5 protein-coding genes and 4 pseudogenes are annotated in these 14,575 nt (G+C 43.0%); 1 reads left to right on the top strand and 8 read right to left on the bottom strand.

The features are described from left to right. Window positions 1-11: 11 nt before the first annotated feature. The 8 genes and pseudogenes from sucC to sdhC form a co-directional block, all read right to left on the bottom strand. Window positions 12-1,177: pseudogene (gene sucC, locus TT12_RS12705) on the bottom strand (ADP-forming succinate--CoA ligase subunit beta). A gap of 156 nt (window positions 1,178-1,333) precedes the next feature. Then, window positions 1,334-2,786, bottom strand: a pseudogene (gene lpdA / locus TT12_RS12700) (dihydrolipoyl dehydrogenase). A gap of 221 nt (window positions 2,787-3,007) precedes the next feature. Beyond that, complete coding sequence (odhB, locus tag TT12_RS12695; RefSeq protein ID WP_045443097.1) at window positions 3,008-4,249, bottom strand: 2-oxoglutarate dehydrogenase complex dihydrolipoyllysine-residue succinyltransferase; 1,242 nt, start codon at window positions 4,247-4,249, stop codon at window positions 3,008-3,010. Window positions 4,250-4,402: 153 nt separating this feature from the next. After that, a complete protein-coding gene (locus tag TT12_RS12690; protein WP_045455407.1) occupies window positions 4,403-7,285 on the bottom strand; it encodes a 2-oxoglutarate dehydrogenase E1 component in 2,883 nt (960 codons plus the stop codon). Between the two features lie 922 nt (window positions 7,286-8,207). Then, window positions 8,208-8,915 (bottom strand): annotated as a pseudogene (locus tag TT12_RS12685) (succinate dehydrogenase iron-sulfur subunit). 211 nt (window positions 8,916-9,126) lie between these two features. Next, on the bottom strand, window positions 9,127-10,977 hold the full coding sequence (gene sdhA, locus TT12_RS12680) for a succinate dehydrogenase flavoprotein subunit (protein WP_045443095.1): 1,851 nt from the start codon (window positions 10,975-10,977) through the stop codon (window positions 9,127-9,129). A gap of 463 nt (window positions 10,978-11,440) precedes the next feature. Continuing rightward, window positions 11,441-11,826: pseudogene (gene sdhD / locus TT12_RS12675) on the bottom strand (succinate dehydrogenase, hydrophobic membrane anchor protein). A gap of 20 nt (window positions 11,827-11,846) precedes the next feature. Then, window positions 11,847-12,233, bottom strand: coding sequence for a succinate dehydrogenase, cytochrome b556 subunit (gene sdhC, locus TT12_RS12670; protein ID WP_201501781.1), 387 nt, complete (start codon window positions 12,231-12,233; stop codon window positions 11,847-11,849). Between the two features lie 1,029 nt (window positions 12,234-13,262). Between sdhC and gltA the strand changes: the two genes are divergently transcribed. Continuing rightward, entirely contained in the window at window positions 13,263-14,543 is a 1,281-nt protein-coding gene (gene gltA / locus TT12_RS12665) for a citrate synthase (RefSeq protein WP_045455400.1), read from the top strand. The last annotated feature ends 32 nt before the right edge of the window (window positions 14,544-14,575 follow it).

Genomic DNA, 14,575 nt, shown 5'->3' with positions numbered 1-14,575 from the left:
CCTCAAATATATTAAGCTTTAACAGCATCGACAATTTTTTGAGCCGCATCTGATAGGCCTTGGGCAGAAATCAATTTCAGACCAGACTCTTCTAGGATTTGCGCGCCTTTTTCAGCATTGTTACCCTCTAGACGGACAACAACAGGTACTTTTACGTCAACTTCTTTGATAGCAGCGATAATCGCTTCTGCAATCATGTCACAACGTACGATACCACCGAAGATGTTGATTAGAACGCCTTCAACGCTGCTGTCTTCAAGGATAATCTTGAATGCTTCAACAACGCGATCTTTAGTTGCGCCGCCGCCAACGTCCAAGAAGTTAGCAGGCTTGCCGCCATACAATTTGATGATGTCCATCGTTGCCATTGCAAGACCAGCACCGTTAACCATACAACCGATATTGCCTTCTAGCGCAACATAGTTTAGGTCAAACTCAGCCGCTTTAAGCTCACGCTCATTTTCTTGTGACTTGTCTTGTAGTGCTGCGATTTTAGGCAGACGATACAATGCGTTTGAATCGATACCAATTTTGCCATCAACACAAACGATTTCGCCATTTTCACGAACGGCTAATGGTTGATTTCTAACAAGGCAAAATCGTTATCGATAAATGCTTGATAAGCACCCGTCATCAATTTAACGAATTGATTGATTTGCTTGCCTTCTAAACCTAGTTTGAATGCCACATCACGTGCTTGGAAGGGCATCAAACCAACTAAAGGATCAACGTTTACTTTAAAGATTTTTTCTGGTGTCTCATTTGCGACTTCTTCGATATCAACGCCGCCTTCGGTTGATGCCATGAACGTTACGCGACGCGTAGAACGATCAACGACTGCACCAAGATATAGCTCAGTTTGTACTGGATACATATCTTCTGCAACCAATACGAAGTTAACTGGTTGGCCATCAGCGTCAGTTTGGAAAGTAACCAAATTGGTACCAATTAGCTCTTCAGCAACTTGCTTGGCTTCTTCACGAGTTTTAACCAGCTTTACGCCACCCGCTTTACCGCGACCACCAGCATGTACTTGCGCTTTGATTACCGCAATGTCTGTTGGCGTTTTATCAAAAGCAGCAGCAGCTTCGTCGCCGTTATAGGCAATAATGCCTTCTTGAATCGGCAAACCATAGCTTTTTAATAGCTCTTTTGCTTGATACTCATGTAAATTCATTGATTGTATCCTTTATTTTTTACAATTAATAAAAAGTGAAAACAAGTGCGCGTATATACATATTAGACAAGCATATGGCGCACTCATGACCGTGGTGGAAGCCATAACAACCCCACCGCGATCAGGTTATAAGTTGGTACTGATCAAAATAACGACTTATTTCTTACGCTTTTTACGCTGAATGGCATGAATAGCACGGCCATCAGCAGACAGAGCAGCTTCATGCACGGCTTCTGAAATGGTTGGATGAGCAAAGGTCATCAACTGCAAATCTTCGATACTAGAGACAAATTCCATCGCAATCATACCTTGATGGACGATATCACCAGCACCAGCAGAGATAGCATGCATACCTAATAGGCGATCTGTTTTAGCATCAGCCACGACTTTGATAGAGCCTTCTGCTTCGCTTTGAGCCAATGCACGGCCGTTCGCTGCTAGGTTGAATGAACCTGTTTTAACTTCGTAGCCAGCGGCTTCAGCTTCTTGCTCAGTCAAACCAACCCATGCGATTTCTGGATGGGTATAGATGACGTTAATGATCGTGTCATAATTAACTTGGGCTTTTTCGCCATGAATGCGCTCAACGGCCATCATGCCTTCTTCCATCGCTTTATGCGCAAGCATTGGACCACGAACCAAATCACCGATGGCATAAACACCATCAAGATTGGTTTTACATTGATCATTCACGTCGATAAGACCACGTTCAGTCAATTGAATGCCACTGTCATCGCCAAGTAATTTTTCAGAATAAGCACGGCGACCAACACAAACGATCAGTTTGTCGAAGCTTTCTTCAGATGACTCGCCTTTGGTTTCGCTCGTGACAACAACTTGATCGCCTTTGACTTCAGCATTGGTTACTTTGGTATCAACACGAATATCAAGACCTTGCTTCTTCAGCATTTTGCCAGCTTCTTTTGAGATGTCTTTGTCAGCAGCTGCTAAGAAACTTGGCAACGCTTCATAAACAACCACTTCAGCGCCTAGACGACGCCATACTGAACCAAGCTCAAGACCGATGACACCAGCACCAATAACGCCTAAACGTTAGGTACAGCAGTGAAGTCAAGGGCGCCAGTAGAGTCAACGATGCGATCGCCATCAGTTTAGCAACTGGGATATCGATCGGCACAGAACCTGCCGCAAGAATCACGTTTTTAGCAGTGATGGTCGTTTCTACTTCATCTGCAAGCGCGGTAAATTTAACTTTTTTATCAGCGCCCTTGCCATCTTCTAACGTGCCCCAGCCTTGCAGCCAGTCAACGCCATTGCCTTTTAATAGTGCAGCAACGCCGCCCGTCAATTGCTTAACGATACCTTCTTTACGTGCAATCATTTGCTCAATATCAATAGCAACGTCACCAGTGCTGATACCATGTTCAGCAAGGTCATGCTTCGTCGCTTCGTAACGATGCGAGCTATCAAGTAGTGCTTTTGATGGAATGCAACCAACGTTTAAGCAAGTGCCGCCAAGTGCTGGCTCACCTTTATAAACGCGCTTTTCGATACAAGCAACGCTCATACCTAACTGACCTGCACGGATAGCGGCTTCATAACCACCAGGACCGCCGCCGATGACGACTAAATCATAATTGTCTTTCATAGTACGTTCCTATTTCTAATTATCGTTCTAATTGTAAATATCGTTTAAACTGAGGATTGTCTCGTTAATAAATAAGCCATATTTTGGTTCAAATTTTTTCACTTTACGGTAAATACACCACATCAGCGAAACATTCTTATTTATTAATAAACAGCGAGCACCACTGTTTAGACTAAAGTTAAAAAGCTTGTATCAGCGGTTGCCAATACAAGCTTAAAAGCTTACAGGTCTAGGAGCAACATGGCTGGATCTTCAACCAATTCTTTGATGGTTACTAAGAACTGTACCGCTTCTTTACCATCAATCATACGATGGTCATAAGACAATGCAAGATACATCATCGGTAGAATTTCAACTTTACCATCAACAGCCATTGGGCGGTCGTTGATCGCATGCATACCTAGGATAGCTGTTTGTGGTGGGTTCAAAATAGGTGTTGACATCAATGAGCCAAATACACCGCCATTTGAAATAGTGAAAGTACCACCAGTCATGTCATCTAGACCAAGTTTACCTTTTTGAGCCAAGCCACCAAGCTCACGGATACGGCTTTCAACATCAGCCATGCTCATGCGATCGGTATCACGTAGTACTGGAACAACCAAACCACGATCAGATGATACAGCAACACCGATATCGTAGAAACCATGATAAACAATGTCATCACCGTCTAGTGAAGCGTTGACTGCTGGGAAGCGTTTAAGTGCTTCGGTTGCCGCTTTCACGAACAATGACATAAAGCCTAAACGTACGCCATGACGTTTTTCGAACTGGTCTTTATATTTAGCGCGCATGTCCATTAATGGCTTCATGTTCACTTCGTTAAACGTCGTTAGCATCGCCGTTTCTTGTGAAGCTGCTAGCAGACGATTGGCGACTGTCTTACGTAGACGTGTCATTGGCACACGTTTCTCAGTACGCTCACCCATTGATTCAGCCACTGGACGGCCGCTATCAGATTTGATGCTGCTGTCTGCTTTCAATGTCGGGTTAGCCATATCTGTTTTGGTCACACGGCCGCCGCGACCACTACCTTCCACTTCTTTAGGATCTACGCCAGACTCTTTCGCTGCTTTACGCACTGCTGGGCTTTGATCTTTATGGTCCGCTTCGTCTTTTTTATCTGTTGCTTGGACAGGCTCGCCACCATCTGCTGCTTGCTTGGCTTGTACTGGCGCTGCTGGTTGATCTGGATCTACCGCAGGAGCATTATCTGCACTGGCGCTTGCACCAGCTTCGAATTGACCAATGATCTCGTCAGACAACACGGTATCATCAACCTGCTTAACGATTTTGGTCACAACGCCGTTATCAGGCGCTACAACTTCTAATACGACTTTATCAGTTTCGATCTCAGCCAATAGGTCATCACGATTGACTTGCTGACCTTCAGTGACATGCCACTCAACGATAGTACCGTCGGCAACTGATTCTGGAAAAACGGGGGCTTTGATATCAGCCATCGATATACTCCTTAGATTGGGATATTCATATTTGTTATTAAGTCGTGATAGGCAGTCAGTGCCATCTTGCATAGCGATCTTAGATAATACTATCTAGATTTTATTACAACATACTGACTGTTATCGCCTGATTCATTTATCTTCAATAATCTGTTACTTAGCCAACTCATCGACACTGATACCAAGACCACCAGCGATCAACGCTTGCTGCTGTTGAGCATGCAGTTTCGGTGACCCTGTGGCAGGTGCTGCACTCGCAGGACGCGCCACTGGTTCCATGACTTTCGCCTTGGTTGGGTGTGGTACGACGATACGGTACATATGCGGTGCTAAATAATACCAAGCGCCTTGGTTAAGCGGCTCTTCTTGCGTCCAAACAATCTCAGCCAAGTTACTATATTTTTCAATCTCAGCAATCAAACGCTGCTCTGGTAATGGGTAGAGCTGCTCAATACGAACAATAGCGACATGATCTAGACCTAATGCGCGGCGCTGCTCAAGCAAGTCGTAATAAACTTTACCACCACAAAGCACCATACGAGTGACTTGGTCTGCATTTTGGTTATCCATCTCTGGCAGTACCGTTTCAAACTTACCATTCGCCAGCTCTTCAAGATTTGAAGTTGCTAGCTTATGACGTAGTAAGCTCTTCGGTGACATGACAATCAATGGCTTACGAATTGGGCGAACCGCTTGACGACGTAGCGCATGATAGATCTGTGCAGGTGTCGTTGGCGTTATTACTTGCATATTGTCTTCAGCACATAGCTGTAAGAAACGCTCAAGACGAGCAGATGAATGCTCAGGACCTTGACCTTCAAAACCATGTGGTAATAACATAGTTAGACCACAAACGCGCTGCCATTTCGTCTCACCACTTGAGATAAACTGGTCAATCACTACCTGCGCGCCGTTGACGAAGTCACCAAACTGCGCTTCCCAAACGATCAAGGCATTTGGTACTGTCGTTGCATAACCATATTCAAATGCTAATACCGCTTCTTCTGACAACAATGAGTTATAAGTGGCAAAGCGGGCTTGAGTGTCACTCATATGAGCCAATGGCACATACATACTGCCATCATTGATATTATAGATTTCGCTATGACGATGTGAGAAAGTACCGCGACCCACATCTTCACCAGTAATACGTACCAATACTTTATCGTTATCGACTAGTGATGCGTATGCCAGCGTTTCAGCTGCACCCCAGTTTAATGGCTCTTCGCCTGTCTGCATGGCCAAGCGCTGCTCAACCACTTTTTGGACTTGGCGTTGTAACTTATAGCCTTCTGGCATTTCCGCCATACGACGTCCATACCCTTTTAGAATCTCGATGTCGACACTGGTATCCCAATCATCCACCAAATCGTGACCTAAATAAGGTTTCCAATCGACGAACAACTCTTCGTTAGGCTCATTAACCAATGAGTTTGCAACATAGTCACCACGGTCTAAAGACTCACGATAGTCATCTTCATACTGCTTTTCTTCTTCAGCATTCAAAATACCGTCTTCGATGAGTTTTTGTGCATAAATCGTACGAGTCGTTGGTAGTTTCTTGATAACTGCATACATGAGTGGCTGAGTCGCTGACGGCTCATCCGCTTCGTTATGACCATTACGGCGATAGCAGAACAGATCGATAATGATGTCTTTATCAAACTCGTGACGGTAATCTAATGCTAACTGCGCGGCAAATACGACCGACTCAGGATCATCACCGTTCACATGTAGAATAGGTGCATGTACCATTTTTGCAACATCAGTACAGTACTCAGTCGAACGCACGTCTTCTTGACGGCTGGTCGTGAAACCGACTTGGTTATTGATCACAATATGTACAGTACCACCAGTGGTATAAGCACGGGTTTGTGACATTTGGAACGTTTCTTGAACCACGCCTTGACCAGCAAACGCAGCATCACCATGAATAACGATTGGCAATACTGAATTACCGCCTTTATTATCCAAAAGTGGCTGATCGTTGCGACGCACCTGACGGGCACGTACAGAGCCTTGCAATACCGGTGCGACAATCTCAAGATGTGATGGGTTAAATGCTAAAGCCAAATGCGCTTCACCGCCTGGCGTCATCACGTTTGATGAAAAACCATTATGGTATTTAACGTCACCTGAGCCTTTTTCTGGCTGTACTTTACCATCAAACTCGTCAAACAAGTCCGCAGGGTTTTTACCTAAGATATTGACCAGTAGGTTTAGGCGTCCACGGTGAGCCATACCAATGACCATCTCTTTAGTGCCATAACCGCCTGCACGTTGGATGATTTCATTGATAGCAGGGATAAAGCTTTCGCCGCCCTCTAGTCCGAAACGCTTAACGCCCGTATATTTACGTGCTAAGTATTTTTCTAGACCTTCAGCTGCTGTGAGGCGCTCAAGAATAGATAAGCGCTTTTCTTTATCAAACTTGATGTAACCTAAGTTGGTTTCTAGATACTTTTCCATCCAGCGTTTTTCAGTACTGGTGGTAACGTGCATGTATTCAGTACCAATGTAACGGCAGTAAACACGTTCCATAATTTCGATAATTTCACGTAATGGCGCTTCGTCTTTACCGATATTCAAATCATTGGTAGGAAATACTGTATCAAGATCAGCTTCTGAAAGATTATGATAAGCAAGGGTCAAATCTTCCACTTCTGCACGTGGATGTAGATTTAACGGATCAAGCTTGGCGCGGCGATGACCACGGCGACGGTAAGCTGAAATTAGCTGCTGTACACCCATTTGTTTAGGGTTAGCACAGTCAGCTAAGCCTGCATTTTCAGCAGGCGCTTGAGTGCTGGCTTTGTTGGCAGTTTGGTTGCGGGCAAGCAACAAAAACTGTTCCTTAATAGCGTTATGCTGTGCATCGTTTGGCGATTTGTATTGTTCAAAATACGTTTGCCAATCGGTATCAACGCTATCAGGGTCATTTAGGTACTGCTCATAAAGAGCTTCTATATAGCTGGCGTTGTCAGCAGCCAGTTCTGTATGTCCTAGGCTTGCGGCTTCTTTAGTTATACTATTCATAATAATCGTCTATTTGATAGATAAATGAATGGAATCGTGCTTATTATTGTGTAATCTGTTGTATGTAAAACATCTCAATACTATAAAAACTCAATCGTATTCTGTTCAGTACTGATTTATGAACCACACTTATTACTATTTACTATAAAAGAAAAGTACGCTTGTCTGTGCTTTTGCTTATGACAGACAGTTATGCTAAATAGTGATAATAAGTGCCATTACAATACCTATATTAAAAATATAATTATTTGTGAACGTCCAGTTTTGTTATCTGACTCGTCTCACAACATTAATTTATATATACTGAAGTTAGTCATAACCAATTCATCAAAGATAAATGATCGATGAATTATTGACGCCTTCAGCTGGCCTATCATTTGGCTATCCTCGCTGGAACGTCTGGTTATTCCCAAGCTATCATTGCTTTTATGGCAAACATACGTTGCTGTATAGAGTAGCATGACAGCGTTTTGCGCCATAGTTTGTTTGTTCAATACTAACTATTTAGGTAATGAATATCTACTATCATTTTGGATGTATTATTCCAGTCTATTATTTGTTTTGAATACTTATTTATCAGTAAGTTAAACATTAACGACTGATAGTGGTTCGTCAAAACCACTAATTATTAAAATAATGCGCTATTCTAACATTTAACGTGGTGAATATCTCTGGCTGAATACTTTTTTCTAACACCAATTATATAGATTGCTGACGTATATATCATGCCTTCTTACATACAACCAACGTATTGATAGCCCAGCCTTACCTTTAACCATGTCGAATAATCGTCTCTATAAGCCCTATCTGACACTGAAAAAATTAAATAATTTTAGATATATTGTTCATAAAAAACACCACCTAATGATTAGGTGGTGTTTTTCGTACGCTATCTGCAAAAAAACCAGACAATTATAAACGATTAACCTGCTTGGTCAATGAGCATATTACGTAAATGACCAATTGCTTTGGTTGGGTTTAAGCCTTTTGGACAAACTGATACACAGTTCATGATACCGCGGCAACGGAATAGGCTAAATGGATCATCTAACGCGCCAAACGTGCTTGCGTATCACCATCACGGCTATCAGCTACGAAGCGATAAGCATGCAGTAGTGCTGATGGACCTAAGAATTTATCAGGTTCCACCAGAACGATGGGCAGCTGGTTGAACAGCATGCGCATAGAATACATTCGTACAAACCGTTTAGCTTTTCGCGTTGTTCAGGTGATTGCAAACGCTCTGTCGGCGGTGCTGGCTGGTCATTAATCAAGTACGGATGTACTTTCTCATATTGCTCATAGAATTGGTTCATATCAACAACCAAATCGCGAACAACAGGTAGACCTGGTAATGGACGAACCGTGACTTTTTCTGGCAGAGTGTTCATGTTAATGAGACACGCTAGACCATTTTTGCCATTGATGTTCATGCCATCAGAGCCACAAATACCTTCACGGCAAGAGCGACGGAAGGTCAGTGTTTCGTCTTCCTTTTTCAGGCGTAATAACACGTCAAGCAACATACGATCTGAGTCTAGCAACTCAATCGTATACGTTGCATGCGCGGCGCTGCGTCCAGATCAGGATCGTAGCGATAGATTTCGATGGTGCGAGTACCTCGGCTCATAATGCTAAACTCCACACGTAGGTGATGGCGGGCATACAAAGGTTGCAGCATATCAGCGCTATTGATTAGCCCATATTGACAGTAATTATCAAATATAAACTAATCATATTGTCACGCTGGCATGAGCATGTAGCTGGCGGTCACCTTTTAATAAATGAATAAAAAATAAAACGTTTACGCTGTTCGTATCGCTAAATTGCGCAGTCTAAAATTAATAGACGCGAACTTTTGGTTCGATATAATCAACCGTTAGTGGTACTTTACGAACTGGCTTATAAATGATTCGATTGCCTTCAGAATACCATAAGGTATGCTTCATCCACTCGTGGTCATTACGGCCATTTGGTGCGTAATCATCATCTTCTGGACGGTCATAGTCAGACACACTATGAGCACCGCGGCTTTCGTGACGCATTGCCGCTGATACCATCGTCGCTTTGGCCACTTCATACAAGTTAGCCACTTCGAATGCTTCAATGCGCGCTGTGTTAAATACTTGTGATTTATCAGCCAAATGGATTTTTTCAATCTTGTCACCAAGCGCTAAAATCTTCTCAACACCTTCGTCCATCATCGCTTGCGTACGGAACACACTCGCATGCGCTTGCATGGTCGCACGAATCTCGTCAGCCACATCTTGGGCATTGTAGCCTTCGGTCGACTGTTGTAGCTTGTCTAAACGACCGACCGTATAATCTAGCACGCGTGGATCTAGAGGCTTATAGTTATGATCGGCATGATGGAATTCATCAACGATATGCTTACCAGCAGCACGACCAAATACCAATAGATCAAGCAGTGAATTCGTACCTAAGCGGTTGGCACCATGAACACTGACACAAGCACATTCACCGATAGCATAAAGACCTTTAACCACGTTGCCTTTTGCATATAGACCGTCTTCATCAGTACCCGCTTCTAGATCAGGCGTGATTACTTGACCATGGATGGTGGTTGGAATACCGCCCATCATATAGTGAATGGTTGGAATAACGGGAATTGGCTCTTTGGTGATATCAACGTTAGCGAAGTTTTTACCAATCTCAAATACTGATGGTAAACGCTTCATGATGGTTTCAACACCTAAATGCGTCATATCCATCACGATATGGTCAGCATTTGGACCACAACCACGACCTTCTTTGATTTCTTGATCCATAGAACGAGAAACCAAATCACGTGGTGCTAAGTCTTTAACCGTTGGCGCATAACGCTCCATGAACGCTTCGCCATCTTTATTACGTAAGATAGCGCCTTCACCACGGCAACCTTCAGTTAACAGTACGCCTGCACCGTGGACACCTGTTGGGTGGAACTGCCAAAACTCCATGTCTTGTAATGGAATACCAGCACGAACGGCCATGCCAATACCGTCACCAGTATTGATATAAGCGTTAGTAGAAGCGGCGAAGATACGACCTGCACCACCTGTCGCTAGGACAGTAATCGGTGACTGGAATACGGCAACCGTACCTGTCTCTTGCTCAAGCGCGATAACACCGTTAATATTACCCGCTTCGTCTTTGATCAAATCAAGCGCAATCCACTCGATAAAGAACTCAGTGCCTTGCTGCAAATTCTTCTGATATAACGTATGTAATAGCGCGTGACCCGTACGGTCAGCTGCAGCACACGCACGTTGTACGGCTTTTTCACCATAGTTTGAGGTATGACCACCAAATGGGCGCTGATAAATTGTGCCGTCTTCGTTACGGTCAAACGGCATGCCCATGTGCTCAAGCTCATAGACGACTTTAGGCGCTTCACGGCACATATATTCAATCGCGTCTTGGTCACCCAACCAATCTGACCCTTTAACGGTATCATAAAAGTGGAAATGCCAGTTATCGTTGCTCATGTTGCCTAAACTTGCGCCGATACCGCCCTGAGCCGCAACCGTGTGCGAACGGGTTGGGAATACTTTGGTCAAAACGGCAACTTTCATGCCTGCTTCTGCCAAATGTAGTGAAGCACGCATACCTGAGCCGCCGCCACCAACGATGACTGCGTCATAGTTTAGCGTCTTAATATTACTAATGGTATTATCTTGTCTAGTTGCCATTACGGTTTTCCTAATGCCTATTAATGCTTAGAAGTAAATAAAAAGGCTGTCTCAAAATCATCCTATTGCTGGACAAAACACTTTATTGTCTTGCCACTATTTGCAATTATCAAAGTGGATGACGCTCACAACCTTTAACCACCTAATTTGCATATCTATCGTTATATTGGGTTCGCTCACTGACTAAACCATAGCGCACCTATTATATAAGTGACTGGCTAAGTCAATGATGTCCAACGCTATGATTGGCTATGACTATTTTTGGCTACTAACGGATGACTTTGACATTTGCTAGTCGCGTCCGTTATTGTTTATAGATAAATCAAGTTGCAGATAAATAAATATTATCAATACATAGTCTGTTCAATATAATATGGATACAAGGAGGGCATGTCACCAGAACTACAAATAGTAGACTAGGCGAGTCTGACACCGTATCCAGATTATAAGGGATTGGCTATCGTTAAACAGCAACCACACCGAAACCAGTACCCCAAAAAATCATAATACCCCAAAATAGAAACACTAAAATAGCGATAATCATCAATGACTGTAGCACTAAGCGTAGACCTGCTGCGCTTGAGCCCAATTTGCCCGTGGTAATATAGTCAGTGAAAACCGTCCACATACCAACCCAAGCATGACCAGCTAGGCAAGTACCGCCACCAAGCTAAATAGACGCATAGGTAAACTGGTCATAAATGATGACCATTCAAGATAAGTAACATCGCCGTGCGTCAAAAAGAAGCCCAGCAATACCACACTATAAACGGCTAAAACGACAGCGCTAATACGCTGGATAATCCAATCGCGTGAGCCTGAACCTGTCAGACCAGTCGCACTTTTGATTCCTGAATCATTTTTTATCATTAGAACATCACCCATACAAATGACGCGACAATTAGAATCGCTGCAATCACAAAACTAACCATAGACGCAGTGCGACCAGATTTTAGCTCTTCGTTCATGCCCATATCAGCAAATAAGTGCTTAATACCCATCACAAAGTGATAAGCAATCGCGGCAACAAATATCCATGCTAAGAAGCGCACAAGTACATTGTCAAATACGGTTGCAAAGCTCTCAGCCGAAGCCAATGAGTTCTGTAGTAACCACAGCATGACAGGAATCAATAAAAATAAAATAATGCCAGAGATACGATGCAAGATAGAGGCGATCGCAATCGGTGAGCGATTAACGCTAATCACTTGGCTTAAAGGCAGATCAATAGGTCGGTTGCTTTTCACAGCGGGCATCCTTTTTGCGGTTATACTCCTGTATCTGCTATCAACGCTTGATATCACTGATGTCGATTAAGCATTGAGCAACACACGAGACGAATAAAGTAAGGAAGAGCTAGCTGACTTCGTTTAGTTTGCGCTAAATATGAAGAAAGGATCGTGGGGTACAAGGTATTGATAAACTGTTTAATATCGCTCGTCAAATCGACAGGTCTATAAAACAACCCGTCTATTATACAACAAAGAAAATAAACATGAGTAAGATCGATTAACTAGTCTATTTTTACTGGTCATATCAATAAAGACAGCGCTACTCCGTCATCGATATCAATACAGCCCTTTTACTAATGACTTAAAAATAGAACAGTTAACAAAAGCATTCAAACCATGGATTACAGATATTGTCTATCAAAACGCTAGTGCGTCGTTGCTCTTGTGCTACTCAGCCATAACCGAGTATGAATAGAAAAACGACACTACATCATGACCACTTATCAATTCGCACAAAGCGAGTGCCAGTTAAGTTCCTACAATTATAAAATGACTGGGCGATAATTACAAATTTATCCCCTAAGTAGTAAAAGGCAAACGCTGGGTTAACAAATAAATAGACAGCGGTCATACGTATTTGCCAAAATTGCTCAATTTTGAGGAAATTTACGCCAAACTCAATTCGTCTACTACGCATACTCTGTCTGTTTTTAACCCGAATATTAATAAAACCTGCTACATTATTATCGTAAAATTCTTTAAAAATTATGCGGATAATGTAGCTGTACTTACTGTCATAAAAACAAGCTTTCTAAGCAAAATAACCAATCAGACATATTTTGATACAAAAATTACAGTGAATAAACACGACTAAACCGTGCCAATTGGTGCTATTGATGGTAAAAGTCTTTTCAAATCATAAGTAATTACTGCTAATATACCCTGCGTATTAAATGAGTTAAATGCATTTTTATGATTTGACTAACGATAGACCGAGGGTATGCGTCTGTCGTAATTTTATTCTAACAAGCTAAAACCAATGGAGAGCAATTTATGGCTGACACTAATGCCAAACTAACCGTCAATGGTAAAGAATACGAGTTTCCTATTATCGAAGGTACTTTAGGGCGTCCAGTTCTAGATATTGCTGCTCTACAAGAATCAGGATTTTGGTCTTATGACCCTGGTTTTAAAGTAACCGCTCCTGTTGAATCAAAGATTACTTATATTGATGGCGGTAAAGGTGAGCTACTACACCGCGGCTACCCTATCGATCAATTGGCAAACAATGCTGAATATTTAGAAGTGGCTTATGCCTTGATTCATGGCGACTTGCCGAACGCTGAGCAAAAAGCAGATTTCTTTGAAAAAATCCGTAAGCATACGGGTGTTCATGATCAGTTGCGCAAGTTCTTTGAAGGCTTCCGCCGTGACGCACATCCAATGGCCATTATGGTTGGTGTCGTTGGTGCTTTATCCGCGTTTTATCATGAAGCATTAGACGTCAGTAACGAAGAGCATCGTGAAATCACGGCTATCCGTCTAATCGCTAAAATGCCAACGCTTGCTGCGATGAGTTATAAATACTCGCAAGGCGAACCGTTCATGTACCCACGCAATGACTTTAGCTATGCTGAAAACTTCTTATACATGATGTTTGCCACGCCTGCTGATGTTGATTATAAAACCAATGACGTCATCACTCGCGCCATGGACAAAATCTTTACTTTGCATGCTGACCACGAGCAAAACGCGTCAACGTCTACTGTACGTCTAGCTGGTTCTACTGGCGCTAACCCTTATGCGTGTATCGCTGCTGGTATCGCCGCCCTTTGGGGACCATCACATGGCGGCGCGAACGAAGCCGTGCTTGAGATGTTAGATGAGATCGGTTCAGTTGAAAATGTGCCTGAATTCATGGAAAAAGTGAAGAGCCGTGAAGTGAAACTGATGGGCTTTGGTCATCGCGTTTATAAAAACTTTGATCCACGCGCACAAGTAATGAAAGAAACTTGTGACGAAGTATTGGGCGCATTGGGCATCAATGATCCTAAGCTTGAGCTTGCCATGGCACTTGAGAAAATTGCTTTAGAAGACCCGTTCTTCGTTGAGCGTAACTTGTATCCAAACGTTGATTTTTACTCGGGCATTATCCTTAAAGCCATCGGTATCCCAACGTCAATGTTTACCGTTATTTTCTCATTGGCTCGTACTTCTGGTTGGATCAGCCATTGGTTAGAGATGCACAGCACACCGTTCAAAATTGGTCGTCCACGTCAGTTATACACTGGTGAAACGCATCGCGACTTCGTTAAAGTTGAAGACCGTAAATAGTCACTTATATTTTAGTTTTTAGAACCATAAAA

Origin of the sequence: Psychrobacter sp. JCM 18903, from assembly GCF_000586475.1 — a bacterium.
Classification (GTDB): Bacteria; Pseudomonadota; Gammaproteobacteria; order Pseudomonadales; family Moraxellaceae; genus Psychrobacter.
Note: the sequence above shows the minus strand (reverse complement) of the source record. Positions and strands in the feature narration are given on the sequence as shown.

Bases quoted from the DNA above. Each gene is read 5' to 3' on its own strand.
- gltA (WP_045455400.1), top strand. From the start codon at position 13,263: ATGGCTGACACTAATGCCAAACTAACCGTCAATGGTAAAGAATACGAG.
- TT12_RS12690 (WP_045455407.1), bottom strand. From the start codon at position 7,285: ATGAATAGTATAACTAAAGAAGCCGCAAGCCTAGGACATACAGAACTG.
- sdhC (WP_201501781.1), bottom strand. From the start codon at position 12,233: ATGCCCGCTGTGAAAAGCAACCGACCTATTGATCTGCCTTTAAGCCAA.
- odhB (WP_045443097.1), bottom strand. From the start codon at position 4,249: ATGGCTGATATCAAAGCCCCCGTTTTTCCAGAATCAGTTGCCGACGGT.
- sdhA (WP_045443095.1), bottom strand. From the start codon at position 10,977: ATGGCAACTAGACAAGATAATACCATTAGTAATATTAAGACGCTAAAC.